This window comes from Sphingopyxis sp., assembly GCF_035250425.1.
In the GTDB taxonomy this organism is placed as follows: Bacteria; Pseudomonadota; Alphaproteobacteria; order Sphingomonadales; family Sphingomonadaceae; genus Sphingopyxis.
On record NZ_DATFFD010000275.1, the window covers coordinates 1 to 21903 of the forward strand.

At 65.7% G+C, this 21903-nt stretch carries 22 protein-coding genes; 9 read left to right on the plus strand and 13 right to left on the minus strand.

Annotated features, from left to right (window positions below; all coding sequences use genetic code 11):
* The 4 genes from VJ811_RS16570 to VJ811_RS16585 form a co-directional block, all read left to right on the plus strand.
* Window positions 1-645 (plus strand): hypothetical protein (locus VJ811_RS16570; protein ID WP_324074397.1); only part of this gene is annotated, 645 nt, incomplete at its 5' end.
* 87 nt (window positions 646-732) lie between these two features.
* Window positions 733-3030 (plus strand): phosphoenolpyruvate--protein phosphotransferase, encoded by a 2298-nt coding sequence (ptsP, locus tag VJ811_RS16575; RefSeq protein ID WP_324074399.1) that lies wholly within the window; start codon window positions 733-735, stop codon window positions 3028-3030.
* A gap of 82 nt (window positions 3031-3112) precedes the next feature.
* A complete protein-coding gene (locus VJ811_RS16580; RefSeq protein ID WP_324074401.1) occupies window positions 3113-3760 on the plus strand; it encodes an O-methyltransferase in 648 nt (215 codons plus the stop codon).
* Window positions 3753-4595, plus strand: coding sequence for a hypothetical protein (locus VJ811_RS16585; protein ID WP_324074403.1), 843 nt, complete (start codon window positions 3753-3755; stop codon window positions 4593-4595). Before VJ811_RS16580 ends, VJ811_RS16585 begins: the two co-directional genes overlap by 8 nt.
* Window positions 4596-4604: 9 nt before the next feature.
* Here VJ811_RS16585 and VJ811_RS16590 read toward each other — a convergent pair whose 3' ends face one another.
* Both VJ811_RS16590 and VJ811_RS16595 read right to left on the minus strand, forming a co-directional pair.
* The gene (locus VJ811_RS16590) at window positions 4605-6275 is read right to left on the minus strand and encodes an ArnT family glycosyltransferase (RefSeq protein ID WP_324074404.1); all 1671 of its coding nucleotides are present in this window, start codon (window positions 6273-6275) and stop codon (window positions 4605-4607) included.
* A complete protein-coding gene (locus VJ811_RS16595) occupies window positions 6272-7270 on the minus strand; it encodes a glycosyltransferase family 2 protein (protein WP_324074406.1) in 999 nt (332 codons plus the stop codon). Before VJ811_RS16595 ends, VJ811_RS16590 begins: the two co-directional genes overlap by 4 nt.
* A gap of 186 nt (window positions 7271-7456) precedes the next feature.
* On the opposite strand from VJ811_RS16595, the gene VJ811_RS16600 reads away from it, so the two are divergent.
* Window positions 7457-7873, plus strand: a complete 417-nt coding sequence (locus VJ811_RS16600) for a GFA family protein (RefSeq protein ID WP_324074408.1) — start codon at window positions 7457-7459, stop codon at window positions 7871-7873.
* Here VJ811_RS16600 and VJ811_RS16605 read toward each other — a convergent pair whose 3' ends face one another.
* The 6 genes from VJ811_RS16605 to VJ811_RS16630 all read right to left on the minus strand — a co-directional run bounded on the left by VJ811_RS16605 (window position 7874) and on the right by VJ811_RS16630 (window position 14275).
* Window positions 7874-9202, minus strand: coding sequence for a serine hydrolase (locus tag VJ811_RS16605; RefSeq protein WP_324074409.1), 1329 nt, complete (start codon window positions 9200-9202; stop codon window positions 7874-7876). It abuts the gene before it with no gap.
* Window positions 9203-9224: 22 nt separating this feature from the next.
* The gene (locus tag VJ811_RS16610; RefSeq protein ID WP_324074411.1) at window positions 9225-9488 is read right to left on the minus strand and encodes a hypothetical protein; all 264 of its coding nucleotides are present in this window, start codon (window positions 9486-9488) and stop codon (window positions 9225-9227) included.
* Window positions 9489-9590: 102 nt separating this feature from the next.
* Window positions 9591-10337 (minus strand): hypothetical protein, encoded by a 747-nt coding sequence (locus VJ811_RS16615; RefSeq protein WP_324074413.1) that lies wholly within the window; start codon window positions 10335-10337, stop codon window positions 9591-9593.
* 86 nt (window positions 10338-10423) lie between these two features.
* Window positions 10424-11743 carry a replication-associated recombination protein A gene (locus VJ811_RS16620; protein WP_324074415.1) on the minus strand — a complete coding sequence of 440 codons (1320 nt, stop codon included), beginning with the start codon at window positions 11741-11743 and terminating at the stop codon, window positions 10424-10426.
* Window positions 11744-12011: 268 nt separating this feature from the next.
* Window positions 12012-13169 carry a glycosyltransferase family 1 protein gene (locus tag VJ811_RS16625; protein ID WP_324074417.1) on the minus strand — a complete coding sequence of 386 codons (1158 nt, stop codon included), beginning with the start codon at window positions 13167-13169 and terminating at the stop codon, window positions 12012-12014.
* Between the two features lie 44 nt (window positions 13170-13213).
* Window positions 13214-14275: a hypothetical protein gene (locus VJ811_RS16630; RefSeq protein WP_324074419.1), complete on the minus strand. Its 1062-nt coding sequence runs from the start codon at window positions 14273-14275 to the stop codon at window positions 13214-13216.
* Window positions 14276-14450: 175 nt separating this feature from the next.
* Between VJ811_RS16630 and VJ811_RS16635 the strand changes: the two genes are divergently transcribed.
* Entirely contained in the window at window positions 14451-15170 is a 720-nt protein-coding gene (locus VJ811_RS16635; protein ID WP_324074421.1) for a hypothetical protein, read from the plus strand.
* 9 nt (window positions 15171-15179) lie between these two features.
* On the opposite strand, the gene VJ811_RS16640 is transcribed toward VJ811_RS16635, so the two are convergent.
* The 3 genes from VJ811_RS16640 to VJ811_RS16650 all read right to left on the minus strand — a co-directional run bounded on the left by VJ811_RS16640 (window position 15180) and on the right by VJ811_RS16650 (window position 17904).
* Window positions 15180-16118 carry a hemolysin family protein gene (locus VJ811_RS16640; RefSeq protein ID WP_324074423.1) on the minus strand — a complete coding sequence of 313 codons (939 nt, stop codon included), beginning with the start codon at window positions 16116-16118 and terminating at the stop codon, window positions 15180-15182.
* 18 nt (window positions 16119-16136) lie between these two features.
* Complete coding sequence (gene ybeY, locus VJ811_RS16645; protein WP_324074425.1) at window positions 16137-16643, minus strand: rRNA maturation RNase YbeY; 507 nt, start codon at window positions 16641-16643, stop codon at window positions 16137-16139.
* 322 nt (window positions 16644-16965) lie between these two features.
* Window positions 16966-17904: a LysR substrate-binding domain-containing protein gene (locus tag VJ811_RS16650; RefSeq protein WP_324074427.1), complete on the minus strand. Its 939-nt coding sequence runs from the start codon at window positions 17902-17904 to the stop codon at window positions 16966-16968.
* A gap of 88 nt (window positions 17905-17992) precedes the next feature.
* On the opposite strand from VJ811_RS16650, the gene VJ811_RS16655 reads away from it, so the two are divergent.
* From VJ811_RS16655 to VJ811_RS16665, 3 genes are read left to right on the plus strand one after another with little or no spacing between them, the layout of a single operon-like run.
* Window positions 17993-19087 (plus strand): hypothetical protein, encoded by a 1095-nt coding sequence (locus VJ811_RS16655; RefSeq protein ID WP_324074429.1) that lies wholly within the window; start codon window positions 17993-17995, stop codon window positions 19085-19087.
* A 1-nt stretch (window position 19088) separates the two neighbouring features.
* Entirely contained in the window at window positions 19089-19967 is an 879-nt protein-coding gene (locus VJ811_RS16660) for a hypothetical protein (protein WP_324074432.1), read from the plus strand.
* Window positions 19957-20448, plus strand: a complete 492-nt coding sequence (locus VJ811_RS16665; protein WP_324074437.1) for a DUF1772 domain-containing protein — start codon at window positions 19957-19959, stop codon at window positions 20446-20448. The genes VJ811_RS16660 and VJ811_RS16665 overlap by 11 nt, the downstream gene beginning before the upstream one ends.
* A gap of 3 nt (window positions 20449-20451) precedes the next feature.
* On the opposite strand, the gene VJ811_RS16670 is transcribed toward VJ811_RS16665, so the two are convergent.
* The gene (locus tag VJ811_RS16670; RefSeq protein WP_324074439.1) at window positions 20452-21327 is read right to left on the minus strand and encodes a sigma-70 family RNA polymerase sigma factor; all 876 of its coding nucleotides are present in this window, start codon (window positions 21325-21327) and stop codon (window positions 20452-20454) included.
* Window positions 21327-21782, minus strand: coding sequence for a carboxymuconolactone decarboxylase family protein (locus VJ811_RS16675; RefSeq protein ID WP_324074441.1), 456 nt, complete (start codon window positions 21780-21782; stop codon window positions 21327-21329). Before VJ811_RS16675 ends, VJ811_RS16670 begins: the two co-directional genes overlap by 1 nt.
* Window positions 21783-21903: the final 121 nt, after the last annotated feature.

Consider the following 21903-nt stretch of genomic DNA (forward strand, 5'->3'; position numbering starts at 1 on the left):
CCCCCGCCCCCGCCCCCGCCCGTCGCGGTCGTCATCCCGCCGCGGCCGATGCCGCCAGGCAACGCTGCCGTGACGCAGATCCTGCCCGGCCGCGGAATCGACGGACGCTTCGTCACCGCGAACAGCGGCGTGACCGGCGACCGCGCCTTCTGGCAGCTGAAGATCGGCCTCAACGTCGCGGCGATCGGCTGTCGCGGGATCGAGGAAACGACGCTTATTTCGGCATATAACAACATCATCAAGACGCATGGCAAGGTGATCAAATCGACTGAGAAGAGCGTCATCACCCAGCTCGGCAAGGAATATAAAAACAACGGCATCGCGCCGCGCGATCGCCTTTCGACGCAGCTGTTCAACTATTTCGCCCAGCCGCCGGCGCAGCGCGGCTTCTGCGCCCGCGCCAACGAGATTGCGCAGGTCGTGTCGTCGACCCCGACCGCGCAACTCGTCGAACAGGCACCCGCGCATCTCGCGCGGCTCGACGAGCCGTTCAACGAATTTTATCAGGCCTATGCCCAATATCAGGTAGACGCCGTCGCGTGGGATGCGAAATATGCGCCGAAGCCGGCGATCGTGACTACCCCGGCACCAGTATCTCCAGTCGGCCCGACCGCTTCCGTGACGGTTCCGTCGGGCAACAACTAACCCGGGATCCCGACCGCATAGGAATCAATTCGACAATCGCGCGCGGGGTATTGGCGCGCACCGCATCCTTCTGTTAGCAGGATTGCGATGACCAACGCCCCGCCACCGCCCTCGTCGGCCGCCCAGTCGGCGCGCACCATCCTGACCCGGTTGCACGAGGTCATGGCATCGCGCTCCAATGCGCAGGGCAAGCTGAACCAGGTCGTCGGCATCATCGGCGAATGCCTCGATAGCGAGGTCTGCTCAATCTATCTGCTGCGCGACGGCACGCTCGAACTTTATGCGACCCGCGGGCTGAAGCAGGAGGCGGTGCACGTCACGCGCCTCGGTCTTGGCGAAGGGCTGGTCGGCATGATCGCCGACCAGATCGAGACGCTGAACCTCGACGAAGCCGCCGCGCACCCCGACTTTTCCTATCGCCCCGAAACCGGCGAAGAATTGTTCCACAGCTTTGCCGGCGTGCCGATCATCCGTCGCGAGCGCGCGGTCGGCGTGCTGTGCGTCCAGCACAGCGATCCGCGGCGGTATGACGACATCGAGATCGAAACGCTGCAGACCGTGGCGATGGTGCTGTCGGAACTGATCGCCAACGCCGACCTGGTCGATACCGCCGCGCGCACCGATGCCGCCGCGGCCGACCAGTCGGCGCAGCGGCTGGGTGGCCAGAAACTCGTCGACGGCATGGGCGCCGGGGTCGCGGTGTTTCACCAGCCGCGCATCACGATCGAGCACACCGTCGCCGACGATACCGAGGCCGAGCGCCACCGCGTCTATGCGGCGTTCGACAAGATGCGCGAGCAGATCGACCGTATGGCAAGCTCGGCCGATTTCGGCGTCGGCGGCGAGCATGAGGAGGTCATCGAGACCTACAAGATGTTCGCCTATGACGAGGGTTGGTCGCGGCGCATCAACGAGGCGATCGACAGCGGCCTGACCGCCGAGGCGGCAATAGAACGTGTCCAGCAACGCACGCGGATGCGGATGCGCCAGATCGACGACCCGCTGCTGCGCGACCGCATGCACGACCTCGAAGATTTGTCGAACCGGCTGATCCGCATCGTGTCGGGGCAGATGGGCACCGCGGCGCAAATGGGGCTTCGGCACGATTCGATCCTGATCGCGCGCAACCTCGGCCCTGCCGAGCTGCTCGAATATGACCGCCGCCGCCTGAAGGGCGTTGTGCTCGAGGAAGGGTCATTGACGGCGCACGTCATCATCGTCGCGCGCGCGATGGGGGTGCCCGTGATCGGTCGCGTCAGCGACGTGCGCGCCTCGATCCGCGAAGGCGATCTGTTGCTGCTCGACGCCACCGCGGGCCAGTTGCACGTCCGCCCCACGCAGGCGGTGCAGGATGCGTTCGACGCCAAGCTGGAGATTTCGCAAAAGCGCCGCGCCAACCTCGCCTCGCTGCGCGACCTGCCCGCGGTCACCAAGGATGGCGTGCCGATCGAGCTGATGATCAACGCGGGCCTGCGCGAAGACGTCGCCGCGCTCGACCTGACGGGTGCGCGCGGGATCGGGCTGTTCCGCACCGAATTCCAGTTCCTCGTATCGGCGACCTTGCCCTCGCGCGACCGCCAGCAGCGGCTGTATCGCGACGTGCTTGACGCGGCGGGCGACCGGCCGGTGATCTTCCGCACCGTCGACATCGGCGGCGACAAGGCGCTGCCTTATATGAATGTCGAGGGCAGCGCGCAGGAAGAAAATCCGGCGATGGGCTGGCGGGCGCTGCGCCTCGCGCTCGAGCGCGAAGGCCTGCTGAAGGTCCAGGCGCGCGCGCTGATGGAGGCGGCCGCCGGCCGCACGCTCAACGTCATGTTCCCGATGGTGTCCGAGCCTTGGGAATATGAAGCCGCGCGTAACCTGTTCGTCGGCCAGCGGGCGTGGCTTGCGAGCCACAACAAGAAATTGCCCGTCGCGATCCGCTATGGCGCGATGCTCGAAGTTCCCGGCCTGCTCGAAACGCTCGACCTGATGCTCCCGCACCTCGACTTCCTGTCGGTCGGCACCAACGACCTGACGCAGTTCCTGTTCGCCGCCGACCGCGCCCACCCGCGGCTCGCCGAACGCTATGACTGGTTGTCGCCGATCGTCATGCGCTATCTCGCGCGGGTCGTCCGCACGGTGTCGGGGTCGAAGGTGGCGCTCGGCGTATGCGGCGAAATGGGCGGTCGCCCGCTGGAGGCGATGGCGCTGCTCGGCCTCGGGATCGAGCGGCTGTCGATCACCCCGGCGGGCGTCGGCCCGGTGAAGGCGATGATCCGCTCGCTCGACCTCGGCGCGCTGCGCGCTGACATGGCGGCAATCCTGGCCCAGCCGTCATCCGACCCGCGTGGCCAGTATCAGGCATGGGCGCAGCAGCATCAGGTCGATCTGGGCGATTAAGCTGATTTTCGCCCGAAATTAACCTTTCAACAGGGATGTTTTGGTTAATACACTCTTGCACCCGTTCGGGAGGCTGGAGAAGATGATGCAGTTGGTCAAACGGTCTTACGCCGGGGTGATGCACACGATCGCAAACCTTGGTCCGATGGAAAAGCTTGCCGAGGATGCGCGGCACAGCGACGAATATGGCTGGTTCCGCTGGTCAGCATCGCTTTTGGCAATCCACGACATCGAACGGATGATCGCGCTGGGCCTTCCGTGGTGGAACGTCGCAGCGACGCGCGAAGTCGCAGAGTTTCTCCGGGCACGGCCCAAAGCGCGCGTGTTCGAATATGGCGCGGGCGCCAGCACCATCTGGCTCGCACGCCATGCCGCCGCTGTCGTGTCGGTCGAACATCATGCCGAATGGCATCAGCGCCTGACCAAAGAGGTTGCCCGTTTCCCGAATGTCGAGCTGCGCCATCGCGAACTCGAAGGCGACGCCTACATCGGCGCGATCGACGCGGCGGACGGTCCGTTCGACTTGATCGTCGTCGACGGGCGCCGCCGTACCGAATGTCTCGCGCGCGCGATCCGGCATCTGGCGCCCGGCGGCATCATCCTGCTCGATGACAGCGGCCGCCGCCGCTATCGCAGCGCGATCGAAAACTGCGGGCTCAAGGAGCGCCGCTATTTCGGCCGCTCCTATTGCGTCCCCTACCCCGATTTCACCAGCATCCTTTATGGCTGACGCCGTCCTGGCCCGGCGCCGGCCGTCGTTCGAACGGATCGGACGGTGGGTCGGCGGCGCGGCGCTGGCGGGCAGCATCGCCTTTATCGGCGAGCGGCTGTGGCGCCTCGACTGGTCGACGCTCCAGCCGCACGCCTCGTGGGGGCTCGCCAGCGCCATGATCGGCGCGCCCTTGCTGTTTGCGGCCGCCGATCGCGCGCTGGCTCGCGCATGGACCGCGGTCGTCGATCCCGGGAATAGCCTTCCGCCCCGCGACATGGCGCGCATCTATGCCCGCGGCGTGCTGATGAAATATCTGCCGGGATCGATATTCCAATATGTCAGCCGCCAGGTCGAGGGCGCAAAGACGGGGATCGAGCACAAGCTGCTCGCCAGGTCGGTGGTCGTCGAGGTCGGTCTGCATCTGGTGAGCAGCATGTCGGTTGCCGCCGCCTGCCTGACCTTTGAACGCGCGCCCGTCGTTGCAGTTGTGGCGGCGGCCCTCGTCGTCGGCGCCGCGCTCGCCGCGCGGCGGCCGCTCTTGACCGCGCTGGCCTTTCAAATTCTCGCTTTTGGCGCCTTCGCGCTTGCGGCGGCGCTGATCGGCGCTGCGGTCCTGCCCACGGGAGCAAGCCTCGCCCATTTCGCCGCGCTGTTCCTGCTTGCCTGGCTTGCGGGCTTTGTCGTGCCGGTGGCGCCCGGCGGGATCGGCGTTCGCGAAGCGGCGCTTCTCGCTCTCGCGGGCGCCAGTGTGCCGGCCGCCGGCCTGATGGCCGCAACGCTGGCGCTCCGCGCGTCGTCAATCGCCGGCGATGTGGGATTTGGCCTCGTCACACTCGGACGCCGCCGCAACTAATCGTCGATTTTAGAACGGCATGAATAGCGGCCCGCCCGTATCGGGCTGCGCCGGGATATTGATATCCTTGCCCCAGACCAGCCGCGCGCCGTTGGCGCCGGCCGTCGAAGCACGATAGACGCCGCGATCGAGATGGACGAATTGCCCGGGCGCAACTTCGCGATCGCCGATCGTGACGCTAGAGCCGCGCACGGTGTAATAGCCGGGCACGCGAACCTTGAACGCATGGCCGCTTGCACGGGCCGGAATATCTTCGCCCGCGATCCAGAACGGTCCCCACAGATGCACGAAGGTATCGCGGATCGCGGCAAGATCGCCGGGAAGGAAGGCCGGCACGGGGTCTTTGCCGTTCAGCGCGTCCTCGAACATATAATCGTCGTTCACCATCAAGGGCACCGGCTTGGACGCCATGGTTTCTTCGAGGCTGGGAAAGCCGCCCAGCAGATACTGATCGATCCCCCATGGCGTCATGAACACATTGGCTTTCGGGAAGCGTCCCAGCATCGCGCAGCTGTCGAAATAGGCGACGCCGCCCGGGAACATGTCATCGGCGACACGCAAGATCTGCCGCTGGCGTTCGATCGTGTTCGGCGGCTCGTTGTAAAAAACGAACCCGCCGCCCAGCAGCAAAAGCGCCGCGACAGATATCGAACGATAACGCGCGACCAGTGACGCCAGCACCACGCCGCACGCGACAGTGACGGGCGGCAGCATATAGACGTAAAAATAGGGCGCGGTGTTGTGATAGAAGAACAGCGTCAGGATCGGCAGATAGAATCCAGTCAGCGCCCACTTTTCAGGCTTTGACAGCGCCGCCTTCCAGACAACGGCCGGGAACGCCAATATGACCAGCGACAGCACCAGCGACAGCTGCACCCCTTTCACCAGCGACAGCCAATAGGTCACATAGCCGAAGTGGAACATCTTGCCGCCCGCGCGCGAGACGACCTTCATCGCCTCGACGTCGCTGTTGCCGGCAAGGCTGCTGGCGTGCGCCAGGTAGATCAGCGCAAAGGAGCCGAGCGCGGCCGCACCGACACCCGCCAGCTGGAGCAGCAGGGACCGCTTGTTGTCGGCCTCCGACCAGAGCAGCCAGGCGATGCCGAAGAATACCGGGGTATAAAGTATCGTCTTGATCGTCAGCATCGCCGACAGACCCGCGAGCAGACCCACGACTAAGATGGGTCCGGTGTTCAATCGAAAGCGCAGCAATATCCACGCCCCCGTCATCAGCAGCGCCGCGGCGGGTGCGTCGAAGCGGAAGGAAGTGCCGTGTTGAAGCACATATCCGGCAGCGAGATAGATAAGCGCGCAGAAGGCCGCGGGCACGCGCCCGACGAAACGCGACGCCGTGCCAAAAATCGCCGCAGTAACGACGATGACGCACAGGAACATGAATATCCGGATCGCGACGATATGATCGACGGCGACGCCCGGAAGGTCGACCACCCAGACAAAGGCGCGCGTGTAGAGCGTCTGCAGCGGTTCGGTCAGCGTGCCCTGCGCGAGCTTCTGCACCTGGCTGTAGTGATAATATTCGTCCCAGTTGATCGCGCGCGTCAGCGCAAGGTAGAGATGCCCTGCCAGCGCCAGGACGATCCCGGCGAGCGGCCAGAATATCGAACTGGCGTCCGGGAACTTGGCTTTTCCGGCAGGTGCGCCGGCCGCGGCGGATGTCACGCGGCGCCTTTCCGGCGGGCTCTGGCAACGGGTTCTTGCACTTCGGGAGCGGCGGGCAGCCGCTCTTCGATCTGCCGCAGCCGAACAAGGCTCGCCTCGATCAGCTTGCGGTTCGCGGCGATCAGGTCGGCGAGCACGCCCATCACCGCCACCATGACGCCAAGGACGAGCAAAGCCCCGCCGATCACCAGCGACTGGACATGGCCGTCGCCGGCACCCTGCAGGTAGAAGATCAGGAAGCGGATGATCGGCACAATGCCGATAAAGGCAATCGCAAGACCGAGCCCGACAAAGGCGCGCAGCGGGTTATAGGTCGTATAGGCGCGCGCCATCGTGATGCCGGTGTTGACGATGAAGCGCGGGATCGATTTGAACAGGCGCGACGGGCGCAGCGTTGCGTTGGTGCGGATCGGCACGCTCAGGATCGACAGCCGCTTGCGACCCGCCTGGATCAGCATGTCGGTCGTATAGCTGAACTCGGTGGTGATGTTGATGCGCTGCGCCGCGTCGCGGCTGATCGCGCGAAAGCCGCTGACCGCGTCCGAGACATGCACATTGGCGAGCCGCTGGACGATCGCACTGCCCAATTCCTGCAGCCGACGCTTGACCGGACCGAAATGTTCATTGTCGCCGACGCCCCGGTCGCCAACGACGATATCGGCGCGCCCATCAAGGACCGGCGCGACGATCCGGGCGATGTCTTCGCCGACATATTGCCCGTCGGCGTCGGTGTTGACGATGATGTCGGCGCCGGCGGCGAGCGCCGCATCGATGCCCGAGCGGAACGCTGCGGCAAGACCGCGATTGGTGCGGTGGCGCACGACATGATGCACGCCCCACATGCGCGCGACCTGCGCGGTATTGTCGGTGCTGCCATCGTCGATCACCAATATCTCAATCGTGTCGACGCCGTCGATCTTGCGAGGCAGTGCGGCGAGCGTCCCCGGAAGGTCCTCGGCCTCGTTCAGGCAGGGAATCTGGATGACCAGCTTCATCGTGCCGCCCTCCGGCCCGATGTCCGCTCGCCTGGTCCGCTCTGATCCATGGAAGTTCCCCAAAATCCGTGTCTCAGCGGCCTAGAAGCTTGTGGTTAATATCCCGCTAACACCCGCCGGAACCGCCATTGTCACGGCGCATATGTTTATGTTATGTTCCCCATTCGATTCCACGAGGAGAGAGCGATGAGCGAGCAAGCACCCCGTGCCAGTGGCCAATGCCATTGCGGCGCGATCCGCTATTCGATGACCACCGCGGTCCAGCATCATGCTCTGTGTCATTGCAGCGACTGCCGCCGCCATTCGGGCGCGCCGCTCGTCGGCTGGGCGCTCGTCGGAAACGATGAAATCGAGATCGATGGCACCGCGAAAATCTACGCCTCGTCCGAGCATGGCCGCCGCCACTTCTGCGGCGATTGCGGATCCGGGCTCTTCTATACGAACGACGCGATCTTTCCGGGCCAGATCGACGTGCAGACCGCAACGCTCGACGATCCCGACGCGATCCCCGCGCAGGCGCAGATTCAGACCGCCGAACGCGTCGGCTGGATGGAGAAGCTCGATAGCCTGCCGGCGTTCGAGCGTTACCCGCCTTTCGAATGATCAGCTATCGGCGGCGACGATCGCTTTCACGAGCGCCGCGATGTCGAGCCGGTTCTTGTCGTCGTCATAGCCCTGCCGCACGATCACCAGCGCGCGCGACGGGATGACGACCAGATATTGGCCGCGATTGCCGAAGCCGCCGAAGGCGTCGGCGGGGATGCCCTCCGATTTGTTGAGCAGCCAGAAGCCCGCGCCATAGCCGAACGCGCCGTCGGGCTGCGGCCCGCTCGGCGTCGTGACGAAGCCGCGCCAGTCGGCGGGAAGCAGGCGCTCGCCCTGCCACATCCCGTCGTTTTCATAGAGAAGGCCCAGCCGCGCGAGGTCGCGCGCGGTCGTCCACACCTGGCTCGACAAGATGTAATCACCGTCCTTGTCATGTTCGGCGAAGGTGCGCGTCATGCCGAGCCGGTCGAAGAAGGCGGCGGGATCGAGCGGCGTCCCCGCCTTTTGCAGCGCGGCCTTCAGCGACAATGTCGCAAGCAACGTGTCATTGTTGGCATAGCGATAGCGCGTGTTCGGCGGATTGAGCAGCGGCCATTGCGTCGTCCACTGGCGCACCGAAGCGCCGCCCATATAGACGGCATCGCTGCGATTGCCCGCGGTATCGCTGGTGAGGCCGCTCGCCATGCGCATCAGCTGCTCGGTGGTGATCGCCGCGCGCGGGTCGCCGGGCGACTGCCATTCAGCAATCGACGCCGGCTTCGTCACGTCGATCGAGCCTTGCTGCACCGCATGGCCGATCAATGTCGCAGCCATCGACTTGGCGACCGAGAAAGTGCGTTGCGCAGTGTGGACATCGTGCCCGCCCCAATAATATTCGAGCACGATCCGGCCGTTCTTGACGATCAGCAGCGAGCTGGACCGACCGCCGAAGCTCGCGACATTCGTCGCCACCTGGTCGAACCGGTTCAGTCCCCTGGGTGTCGGCGCGCGCGCGTCCTTGTCGCCGATCGGCCAACGCTGCGCGTCGAGATCGGGACGGCGATCCGCCTGAGGCGCCATCGCCGGCTGCGCACCGATCGGCAGGGTGACGCAGCCTTCGCGCCCGCTCCATTCCGCGATCCGCGGCGGCATGTCGTCGCGATACCGCACGCTAACCCGCTTCGCCCCGGCGTCGATGTCGGCCTTGAGTGCGCGGACGTCGGCCTCGATCTCGGGATAGATGCCCGTGAGCTCGTCACGCTCGATCGCCTCGATCGGCTTGCCCGCGCCGTTCCACAGCGACGAACAGACAAAGGCCGCGCGATAGCCTGCCGCCCATGCGCGGTTCAGCTCGGCATTGGGTTTCGGCGCCTGCGCCGCCGCGGGCACGGCACCGGCGAGCAGCACGGCGCCAAGGACGCGCAGCAGGTCAGGGGCGATCGCCGAAAGCCTGGCGCTGCGCCTTTTTCGCGCAGTCCCACCAGGCCCGGCGGAGGACATCGGCGACGCGATCGGGGTCATCCGATCCGAAGCGGACGAGCAGCGCGTGCCAGCCTTCATAATGGGGCGTTTGCCAGAAGGTGTCGGGATCGGTTTCAAGCAGGATTTCCTTTTCGTCGGGCTTGCACATCACGGCGAAACTGCCGGGCTCGCGGCCCGGCGAGGCGAGCGCCTTGCCATTGAGCTTGGGCACGGGGTTCCGTAAAAGGAAAGCATTTCGACGTCGGGAAGCGCGCACGCGAACGCGACCACATCGTCCCAACTGTCGAATGTCAGCGCCATATGCCGGTGCAGATCAGTCTTCCAATGTCCCGGCGGTGACCTCTATGTCACGCCCCAACGGCTGCATGGGCTGGAAGCGAAGGCGCGTCAACACCAGCCGGTCGCCCTGAATGTCGAGATCATAGAGGGCGTTGCCGCCGCGCGGGCAGCATTCGCCGTCGCCTTCGCGCGCGACAGGCACCGAGGCGAACATCTCGTCGAAGGCGAATTCTGCCGGCCCCCGCAGCCAATAGCCCGCCGGCAGCAGCTTGCCGCCCTGCGCCGACCAGTCGGACAGGTCGACGCGGCGCCATCTGGGCGCGGCGGCCTCGCTGACGAACAGCGCATCGGCGTTGCCACCGCCGCTGCCGGCGAGCGTGCCGCCGACATGGATCATCCGGCGCTTGCCATCGTCCACCACCAGATCGGGCGTGCCGATCGACCCCGAGCTTTCGGCGAACCCCGCGAGCGCCGCCTTCCCCGCCTTGTCCTGCGACAGCAGCACCAGCATCCGCGCCCGCGGCCCGCCCTGCGGCGCGAGGAGCATTTTCTGCCAGAGCAAGCTGGTGCCGGGATCGCGGCCGTTGATCCGTCCGCTCGCTTCGACGCTGCATTTCCCGCCGAAGTCATAGAGGCATCGCTGCGCGATATTGGTGACGCGCGCACGCGTCAGCGCGATCTTCGCCGTCACCTCCGCAGCGGTGCATTTTGTTTCGATAGTGCCGCCTGGACAGGACAGGATCGGTGTCGCTGCGGCGGCAAGGACAAGCGCCAATGCCATAATGACTACCCCAGTTCCGGCGCGACCCGACGGGGCGAAATTATACCCTCGCGGCACACGGAGCAAGGCTCGGAAAGACCCCAGTGTCAGTCCTTCGCGCGGCGCCTCTCGTCCCACCAGGCGAGGCGTTCGGCGATGCGTTTTTCGAAGCCGCGGTCGACCGGGCGATAGAGGTCGACCGGCGCCATGCCGTCGGGCCAATAATTGTCGCCCGAAAAGCCATCGGGCGCGTCATGATCATAGCTATAGCCCTCGCCATAACCCAAGTCTTTCATCAGCTTGGTCGGGGCGTTGAGGATATTGGCGGGCGGCGCGAGGCTGCCGGTTTCGCGCGCCGCGGCCCACGCCGCTTTCTGTGCAGCATAGGCGGCGTTCGACTTGGGCGCGGTCGCGCAATAGAGGCACGCCTGCACGATCGCGAGTTCGCCTTCGGGCGATCCGAGGAACTGATAGGCATCCTTGGCGGCGAGACATTGCACGAGCGCCTGCGGGTCGGCGAGGCCGATATCCTCGCTCGCGAAGCGGACGATTCGGCGCAGGACGTAGAGCGGCTCCTCGCCCGCCACCAGCATGCGTGCGAGCCAATAGAGCGACGCCTGCGGGTCCGATCCGCGCAGCGCCTTATGCAGCGCCGAGATCAGATTATAATGGCCATCGCGGTCCTTGTCGTACACCGGCATGCGGCGATGCAGGAACTGCGCGAGTTCGGCGGGGTCGAGCGGCGCTTCGATCGCGGTCGCGAACAGCGTCTCGACCTGGTTGAGCAGGAAGCGGCCATCGCCGTCGGCGCTCGAGATCAAGGCCGCTTTGGCGTCGTCGGTGACCGGCAGGCTTCGCCCGACCTCCGCCTCGGCGCGTTCGACCAGCGTCGCCAGCGCCTCTTCGCCCAGGCGATTCAGCACCAGAACCTGCGCGCGCGACAGGAGCGCCGCGTTCAGCGCGAAGCTGGGGTTTTCGGTCGTCGCGCCGACCAGCACGACCGTGCCGCGCTCGACGTAGGGCAAAAACCCGTCCTGCTGCGCGCGATTGAAGCGATGAATCTCGTCGACGAAAAGCAGGGTCCGCTTGCCCGCCGCCGCCATCTTCTCGGCATCGGCGAAGGCTTGCCGGAGGTCGGCGACGCCCGAAAAGACCGCCGACAGCGGTGCGAAACGCATGCCCACGGCTTCGGCGAGCAGCCGCGCGATCGTCGTCTTGCCTGTGCCCGGCGGACCCCAGAGGATGATCGACGACAATTGCCCCGCCGCGACCATCCGGCCGATCGCCCCTTCGGGGCCGGTCAGATGCTCCTGCCCGACAACATCGGCCAACGTGCGGGGCCGCAGCCGTTCGGCGAGCGGCACGGGGCCGGTGGCGCCGCCTTGCCGCGCCGCAGGCGCATCCTCGCCGAACAGATCCCCGGCCATCGTTAGGATCCGTATTCGATGCCAACGGCGTCGAGGCGCCCAAATGGCGAACAACTCGGGCCGAAAGACACGCCGGGAAGGCTGGTTGCCTTTCCAAGTGCCTTTCGGTCCGAGATGGAAGCCATTTGAGCGTCCCGCAGGGATTTGATCAAAATGGCCCATTGCTTCGTCGAGAAGTCTTGAAATATCGACATATTACTGCGCCTTCTCTCCTCGCACTGAGCCATTTTGCTTCAAACCTCGACGCCGTTGGCATCGAATACGGATCCTAGCCCCGGCGCCGCTGTTTCTGGCGGATCAGACGCACATAGGTGTCGGCGACCGCCTGGTTGATCGCGTCCCATTGATAGGCGCCGCTTTCTTCCGCCGCCGCCGCGCCATGTTCGGCGCGCAGCTGGATGTCGCGGCAATAGCGCTGGAGATGATCGGCGAAGCCCGTGATCGAACCGGGGGCGACGAGGTAACCGGTCTGACCATGCTTGACGATGCTCGCGCTCCCCGTCGCGCGCGCCGCGACGACGGGCAGGCCGCACGCCATCGCTTCGAGGGTCACATTGCCGAAGGTTTCGGTCACCGACGGGTTGAAGAAAATGTCGCACGAGGCGAGCGCATGCGCGAGATCCGCGCCGCCCTGGAAGCCGACGAAATTGGCGTTCGGCAGGCGCGATTCGAACCATTCACCCGCCGGCCCCTCGCCGATCACGACCACCTTGTGCGGCACGCCGCGCCGCTGGAGCACGTCGATCGCGTCGGCGAACACGTCGAGCCCCTTTTCCATCACCAGCCGGCCGAGGAAGGCGATCGCGGGCACGTCGTCCTCGATCCCGAGCGAACAGCGCCATGCCATGTCGCGGCGGCCGGGGTTGAAAACCCCCTGCTCGACGCCGCGGGTCCAGATGCCGATGTCATAGTTCATCCGCTGTTCGCGCAGCACCTGCGCAAAGCTTTCGGACGGCGCGATCAGCGCATCGCATTTGCGGTACAGCTTGCGCAGCCAGGCGACCATCACCGGTTCGAGGAACGACAGATTATAATAGCGGACATAGGTTTCGAAGCGCGTGTGCACCGAACAGGCGACCGGGAGCCGCCGGCGCCGCGCCCACGCCGCCGCCTGCCGCGCCACGCGATCGGGGCTGGAGATATGGACGATATTGGGCGCGAAATTGACGATATCCTCGCGGACCCGCGACGAAAAGGACACCGGAACGCGATATTCGCTGCGGCCCGGAATCGCGATCGACGGCACGCTGACCAGATCGCCCGTCGGCTCGAAAGCGGGGTGGGCCACGGTCGGCGAATAGACGCGCACCGCGGCGCCATGAGCCAGAAGATAGCCGACCAGACGGTTCAACGCCTTGTTCGCGCCGTCGGTGGTCATGTTATAATTGCCGCTGAACAGGGCGATGCGAAGGTCGGAGACGTCCATCGCGCCTGCGCTAATCCCCTCGCGGCGCAAACGCAACGCCGCCGTCAGGCCATGATACTATATGGTTCGCCCGGTTTCGAACGGCACATGCGTTTCGACACGCGCGTTTCTTCGCCCTCGACAATCGCGATGTCGGTGATCGACAGGCATTTGCTGCCGTTGGGCTCGGTGTTGAGCGCGGTGATCGTCGATGATCCCGCCACGCCTTCACGCGTCGGGCTCGTCCAGTTGGCGGTCGCACCGACTTCTTCCTTTTTCGTGACCGCCACGGTCGCCTCGGCGGCGACTTTCTGTTCCTTTTCGTCGAGCTGGCACGCGATTTCGGCGACGAGCACCGCGCCGACCAGTCCCGACACGAGCGTACCCACGCCCTTGAGCCCGACGGCACTGCCCGCGACACCGCCGAGCAGCCCGCCCAGCGCGCCGCCACGCTTGCGCGCGCGCTTGCATTTCGGATCGGCGGCGTCGCTGCTGGCGCGCTTCGCCTCGTCGCCTTTCTTTTTGGGCGCCTTCCCTGCGGCTTCGGGCGCGGCGACTTTGACGCCAGCGGCGGGAACCGGATAGCCGTTGCAGCCGGTGTTGAAGCAGAAGCGGTCGGCGAGATAGGCGCGATCGGTCTGATACTGCGCCTCGAGCCCGCGATATGCGGCGAGGTTCGCGCCCTCGGGGCCGGAGGCGGCGTGTTCCGCCATGATGCTCTTGTAGAAGCGGTCCTGGGTCGCCGGGGAATAGCGCATATTGCCGCCGACCCTGGCCGTATAAAGCGAGGACAGCGCGTTTTGATAGGCGATCATCGCCTCGCGATACGGAAGCATCTTCTGCGTATAATATGTGTCGATCGCCACCGTGCAGCGGTTGATCGCCGCCGCCTTATCGAACGGCGCATCGATCTTCCTATAATCCTCGCGGCATTTGGGATAGCTGCGGGTGTCGAGCGCGGGGCGTTCGGGAAGCGCGGGTAGTGCCGGTTCGGCGACCGGCGCAGGGACAAAGGCCTTGTCGCCTTCGCTCGGTGCGCTCTGCCAGGCTGCGGCCACGGCGCTGCTCGACAGCAGCACCAAAAAGATGGCGCCGACCCCCGACCGATATCGCAGCTTTGCCAGCATGTCTGACTCCCATCCCTGTATCCAAGGCTAGGCCCGAATGGACGGCCTCACAAGCGGGGTCAATGACGCGGATCACACCGCCAAATGCCCATGCCGTGATATTGTTTTGGCCGTGGCGATGACATAGCATGATCGCGTCCGCGGTTAGGGATCCGCCTTATGTGGGGATGATCGTATGAACCATTGGATCAAATCGGTCACCGCGCTTGCCGCGACGCTCCTATGCACCGCCGCGACGCCGCCCGGCATGGACCCCGACAACCCGACCTGCCCCGCCAAGCCCAGCTGGTCGGACTATAAGACCATGGTGCTGACCCCGTTCCAGCGCAGCGGCGAAACCGTGCTGCTGGCCGAGGGCCGCGTCGACAGCGAGCTTCCGGCGCGGCTCGAAAAGGTGCTGACGGACAATCCGTCGATCAGCGAAATCTGGATCCGCTCGCCCGGCGGCGATGCCCGCGCCGGCAATGCGGCGGGATTGCTGATCCGCAAGTTCAGCAAGGAGCGTCAGATGGTGACGCGCATTCCGTCGGGATGGACCTGTTTCAGCGCCTGCAATTTCGTCTTCATGGGGGGCCGCGCCCGCACGATCGACCCCGGCGGCTATTTCATGGTCCATATGTTCACGATGACCGGCGACAAGAACGCCATTCAGTCGAGCGTCGCGCTGGGCGCCGAGTCCACCACCGAATTGATCAGCGACGTCGAGCGCGAGGCGGCGCTGATGGCGACCGAGGACAATGACCTGCTGATCCGCCTCGACGTCTCGCGCGACCTGCTGTCCGACATCATGTACCGGCAGAAAACGATCGCGACCGCAAGTGACCGGTCGACGCGCCGATGCCTGACGAGGAAAGAGGCGTTGAAATATAATGTGGTCAATATCGACCCGGATTAGCCGGGGCGCCTAGTCCCCGGTTTCCGACGGCGCTTCCAGATCGACCACCACCGGCGGATGGAGCCGCAGGCGGTGGACGCGGCGCTCGTCGGCCTCGGTCACCTCGATGCGCCAGCCGCTCGGATGGACGAGGATTTCGCCGACCTCGGGGACATGGCCCGCGAGCACCGCGGCGAGGCCGCCCAGCGTGTCGACGTCTTCGTCGACCTCGGCGAGCCGCGGGTCGATCGCCTCGCCGACATCGTCGAGTTCGGCGCGCGCGTCGGCTTCCCAACGGCCGCCCTCGCCCGGCGCGAACAGCGCGGTCGGCTCGTCGTCATGCTCGTCCTCGATCTCGCCGACGATTTCCTCGACCAGATCCTCGATCGTCAGCAGCCCTTCGGTGCCCGAATATTCGTCGATGACGATGGCAAGGTGGGTGCGCTTCGCGCGCATCTCGGCGAGGAGGTCGAGCACGCCCATCGATTGCGGGACGTAAAGCGGCTGGCGGATGAGGTCGAGCAAGGGCGGCGGGGTGCGCCCCTCGGCGAGCACCGCGAACACGTCCTTGACGTGGATCATGCCGACGACCTCGTCCAGATTCTCGCGGTACACCGGCAGGCGGCTGTGCCCGGCTTCGGCGAATTGGGCGACGACCTCGGTAAAGCTCGCGCTTTCGGGGATGGCGATGATGTCGGCGCGCGGCACCGCGACATCGTCGACGGTCTGCTCTCCGAAATGCAGCAGGTTGCGCAGCATCTTGCGCTCGGTCTGCGACAGGTCGCCGACGACGCTGCTGCCGCGCCGTTCCGGCCCCTCTTCCTCGGCCTCGTCGATGACCTCTTCGATCTGCTCGCGCAGCGACGGTTCCTTGTCGCCGCCGAACAACAGATTCTTCAGCCCGGACAGCAGTCCGGGTCTGCTACTGTCCTCTTCCGATCGGTTCGAAGATCCCTGGTCGTCGGACATGCGTGCAGCGTTTCCCTGTTAATCCTGATCCGCATATGGATTGGCGATGCCCAGCGATGCAAGCGCTTTCATCTCGAGCGCCTCCATCGCGGCGGCCGCGTGATCGTCCATATGGTCGTAACCGACGAGATGCAGCGTGCCGTGGACGATCAGGTGCGTCGCGTGTTCGGGAATCGAAATCCCCTTCTCTTCCGCCTCGCGCGCGCAGGTTTCGCGCGCGAGCACGATGTCGCCGAGCAGGATTTCGCCATCGTCGCTGTTCGCGAGGCTTTCGAGCAAATCATCCTGCACCTGCGGAAAGGAGAGGACGTTGGTCGGCTTGTCCTTGCCCCGGAAATCGCGGTTGAGCCTATGCACCTCCGCATCGTCGGTCAGCCGCACCGAGACTTCGACGAGCGGCGCGGCGTCGGCAAGCTCGGCATAGGGCGTCAGCGCGAGCGCGGCGGCGACCGCCTCCCCTGCCCGCACCTCCCAGTCGAGCGCATCGGGCCACGGCGTCGCGGCGTGGGTTTCAACGGTCAGCATAAAAAATCCCGAGAACGAGAATCGGCGGAAAACTGCGTAACTTCACACTGGATTGGCATTCCGCACTTCCCCTCGGCCTCTTCGTCACCCCGGATTTGATCCGGGGTCCATGACGTCAGCGCTGCGATGGATCCCGGATCAAGTCCGGGATGACGAAGGGGAGTGACCGTTTCAAAAATGGCTGGAAACTGCGCAACTTCACACTGGAATCGCGTTTCGTGCCCAGCGAGCAGGAGGTCGGCGGGAGGAAGGAAGTCAGAGCTTGTCATGGTGGCCACGCTATAACGGCGCGGTTTTGTAGGACAGCGATATTTGGGCGCGATCATGGTTCGAGAATGATCGCGCGGTCGACAAGGTTACGGGCCTGCGCGACTTCGGCCGCCGCTACTTCGCACAGCCACTCGCGGAAGCGGGCGATCTTCGCGCTTTGCAGCCGCGCAACGGGATAGACGAACCAGAAGGCGCGGCCATCGCCCGCGACCAGATCGTGCGCCGGGACGAGGCGCCCGGCGGCGATCTCGTCGCGGAACAGGATCGGCGATCCGATCGCGATCCCGTGGCCCGCGATCGCGGCGGCGATATCCATATGCTCGGCGGCGAGGCTGGTGCCGAAGCGGTCTGCTGGCGGGCCGGCGGCGAGGCCGAGTGCGCGATACCATAAAGCCCACCAGTCGGGCCGGCCGAGCAGCGGGACGTCGAGCGCCTTGCCGGGATCTGGCAAGCCAGCCGTCGCAGCCTTCAGCGCGGGCGCGCAGAGTGGCATGAACAGGACCGGGAACAGCCGGACGCTGCGCAGACCGTGCCAGTCGCCGAGCCCGTGGCGGATCGCGGCGTCGAAACGGCCATCGCCCAGCGCCTGCGGCTCCGGCGACAATTCGAGTTCGATCGCGATGTCGGGGTGGCGCGCGCGGAACAGCCCGAGCCGCGGGGTCAGCCAGCTCGTCCCGAAGGTCGGCAGCGTCGTCAGCGACAGCCGCGCCTCGTCCTGATCCTGCGCTTTCACGAAACTGGCGTGCAGCGCCGCAAAGGCGGCCGTCGCCTCGCGCGCGATCGCGGCGCCGGCGGCAGTCAGCACGACCTTGTGCGGATGGCGGACGAACAGGTGCAGCCCGGTCTGCTGCTCGAGCTGGCGGACATGATAGCTGACCGACGCCGCGGTAGTGCCGAGTTCCTGCGCGGCGCGGGCGAAACTCTCCAGCCGCGCCGCCGCTTCGAAGGCGCGGATCGAGGGCAAGGGCGGAAGCTTGTCGGCACGGACCATAAATATGACTTAGCCTCTACAGCCATTCTTCGCATCCTCAAAACGTCGCGCGCGGGGCAGACCAAGCCTCCCAGTCGCTGGAGGCCCGATGACCCATCTTCCCACTTCGCTCGACCGCCGCCGCGTGATCGAAACGATGATCTGTGCGGGCGGTGCCGCCGCATTCGGCCTGCCGGCGTGGGTGCAAGCCGCGTCATCCGGAAGCGGCGACGCGCATCGCACCGACTGGCAATGGCTGGTCGGCAATTGGGACGTCTGGCACCGGCGGCTGAAGGAGCGGCTCGCGGACAGCGACGACTGGGCCGAGTTCGGCGGCAGGAGCGCGTGCTGGCTGACGCTCGGCGGGCTCGGAACGATCGACGACAATATCCTCGACCTGCCCGGCGGCGAATATCGCGGCTTCGGCATCCGCGCCTTCGACCCCGCGACGCAGCGATGGGCGATCTGGTGGGTCGACGGCCGCAATCCGACGCATATCGAGCCGCCGGTGATCGGACGTTTCGACGGCGATGAAGGCGTCTTTACCGGGCGCGATACATTCAAAGGACAGGATATCGCGGTCCGGTTCCGCTGGCACGAAATCCACGGCCCCCGCCCGCATTGGGACCAGGGATTTTCGACCGATGGCGGCGCGACGTGGGAGATCAACTGGCGCAATTACTTCACGCGCACCGCGGCCGCGCCGTCAGTGCTGCCCTCCCTCCCGGAAAAAGCGCCGAACGCGGACGACTTCGCCTTTCTGGCCGGCAGCTGGAACGTGAGGCACCGCCGGCTGGCAAAGCGGCTCGCGGGAAGCCGCGACTGGGTCGACTTCGACGGGACGCTGGTGAACTGGCCGGTGCTCGGCGGGCGCGGCAATGTCGGCGACAATGTGATGAATTTTCCCGGCGCGCGGTTCCGCGGGGTCGGCATCCGCGCGCTCGATCCGGCGACAGGCGAGTGGCTGAGCTGGTGGCTCGACGGGCGCAGCCCGACGAGTATCGCGCCGCCGGTGCGCGGCGGCTTCGCGGGCGGCGTCGGCACCTTCATCGGCGACGACCGTTTCGAGGGCCGGCCAATCAAGACGCGCGTGTTGTGGTCGCGGATCACCGGCACCTCGGCGCGCTGGGAGCAAGCGTCGTCGGCCGACGGCGGCCAAAGCTGGGAGACCAACTGGATCAGCGATTTCGAACGGACGGCGTGAGATGACCGCACTTGTCCTAGCGTTTTCGCTGCTCGCCGCAGCACCCGCGGTCGAGATCGTCGGCGAGGCTGAGCTTTTCGCGCCGGGGGTCGCCTCGACCGATCATTCGGACATTCGTCTGACGATCAGCCCCGATGGCCGAACCGCCTTGTGGTTCAGCCGCGACCGGCCCGGCGGCCCCGGCGGCTATGACATCTGGATCGCGCGGCGCACCGAAACGGGCTGGTCGGCCGCGACGCCGGTTTCGTTCAATTCGCCGGGGCGCGATTTCGACCCCGCTTTCTCGCGCGACGGGCGCTTCGTCTTTTTCTGTTCGGACCGGCCAGGCGGGATCGGCAAGGACGATCTCTACCGCGTCACGGTCACCGCGACGGGCTTCGGCGCACCCGAAAATCTGGGCCCCAAGGTCAACAGCGCGGGAAGCGAATATGCGCCGATGCTGTCGCCCGACGGCCGGCACTTGCTGTTTTCGAGCGACCGGCCGGGCGGTGCCGGGCGCCACGACCTCTACACCGCGCGCTCGAAAGCGCGCGGCTTTGCCGCCGCCGCGCCGCTGCCCGGCGCGATCAACACCCCCGCCGACGAATTCGACGCGAGCTTTCTGGCCGACAGCCGGACTTTGATCTTCGCGCGCGCGCCGAGCATGAAGGACGACCGCGTCGACCTGTTCGCCGCGACATCGCATGGTGGCCGCTACGATGCGGGAATGATATTATCCCTCGCGGTGAACGATCCGGTCAAGGATAGTTACGGACCGATGCTCGACTGGTCGGCGCCGAACCGGCTGACCTTTTCGAGCCAGCGGGGAGGAGCGCAATCGATGGAATTGTATCGCATCAGCTATCGCCTTGTAACGGGACAGACGCGGCATGGCCGGTGATCTTTTGACCGGCCTCAGCTTCACCGCCGCCGCCGGCGCGGCGCTGGTCGGCGGGGTCTTCTTCGGTTTTTCGAACTTCATCATGGCCGGGCTCGGGCGGCTGTCGCCCGCACAGGGCGCGACCGCGATGAATTCGATCAATGTCACGGTGATCAATCCGGGCTTCATGACCGCGCTGTTCGGCACCGGGCTGCTGTGCCTGATCGCGGCGGCGATGGCTTTTGGATCGCTCGGCACGCTCGACGGCAAGCTGATCCTCGCCGCGGCGCTGCTCTATGTGATCGGCTGCGACGGGGTCACGATGGCGCTGAACGTCCCGCTCAACAACGCGCTCGCCGCGGCGCCGGTGGGCACGCCCGAGGGCGCGGCGCTGTGGACGCGCTATCTCAAGGACTGGACCTTCTGGAACTCGGTGCGCACCGGGGCGAGCTTTGCCGCCGCGATCCTGTTCGTCGCCGCGGGGGTATGCCGCGCCGCCTGACCGTTAGTGCATATGCTTCAGCTTGTCGGGGTTGCGCATGACATAGATGGCGGTGACCTTGCCGTCCTCGATCTCGAGCGCGGTGGTTTGCAGTTCGCCATCGGCCTCGCGCGTGACGAAACCCGGCAGGCCGTTGATCATCCCGGCGTGGATCAGCGTCGAGCCATATTTGCCGAACAGCACCGCGAGGCTGCGGTGCAATTTCATCACCGTGTCGTAGCCGAGCACCGGCATCAGTGCGGCGGGGCGCTTGCCGCCACCGTCGGACCACATGCCGACATCGGCGGCGAGCATTGCGCCTAGCGTGGCCATGTCACCGCTGCGCGAGGCGGCGAAAAAGGCGTTGGCGATTTCGAGGCCGCGTTCCTTTTCAAGCTTGTAGCGCGGGCGTGCGTCGCGGACGTGGGTGCGCGCGCGCGCCGCAAGCTGGCGCGTCGCGGCGGGATCGCGGTCGATCGTCTTCGCGACTTCCTCGAACTCGACGCCAAAGACATCGTGGAGCAGGAAGGCGGCGCGTTCGAGCGGCGACAGGCGTTCGAGCGCGAGCATCAGCGGCAGCGTGACGTCGTCCTCTTCCTCTTCCTCGACCAGCGGATCGGGAAGCCAGGGGCCGACATAGGTTTCGCGCTGGTTCCGCGCCGACTTGATATGGTCGAGGCAGAGCCGCGTCACGGTGCGGCGAAGGAACGCCGCGGGCTCGCGCACCGCATCGCGGTCGGCGGCGAGCCAGCGGATGAAGGCATCCTGCACCACATCCTCGGCATCGGCGACCGAGCCGAGCATGCGGTAGGCGACGCGGGTGAGGAGCGGACGCAGCGGGTCGAAACTGACCGCCGCGTCCGCCGCATCCGCGGCATTCGGGATGCCTTCGGCGGTCATCAGGCCGCCTTGGCCGCCGGGACTTCGTACCAGAGGTCGAAGCCGACCGCGAGGCGGTTCCAGCCGTTGATGACGTTGATCATCAGCGTGAGGTTCACCTGCTCCTCCGGCGTGAAATGCGCTTCGAGCGCGTCCTTTGCCGCCTTTTGTGTGTGCCCTCCCGACAACATGGTCAAGGCGTCGGTCCATGCCAGCGCGGCGCGTTCGCGATCGGAGAAGACCGGGGCTTCGCGCCATGCCGACAGCAGATAGATGCGCTGTTCGGTCTCGCCCTTCGCGCGGGCTTCGGCGGTGTGCATGTTGATGCAATTGGCGCAGCCGTTGAGGATCGACGAGCGGATCTTCACCAGTTCGATCAGGCTCTTCTCAAGGCTCTCCTGCGCGGCGAGGCTGACGCCCATCCACTGCTTCATCAGCTGCGGCGCGGCGGCGAAGGGATCGGTTACCTTGGTCATATCATGTCTCCTTTATCGGGTTGTACTGACATGACGAGACAGGAACGGCGGGTGTGACATGTCATGTGAAAAAAATTCGCAGCGGCCGAAAAATCGGTTAGCCTCTCCGCCTCGACAATCG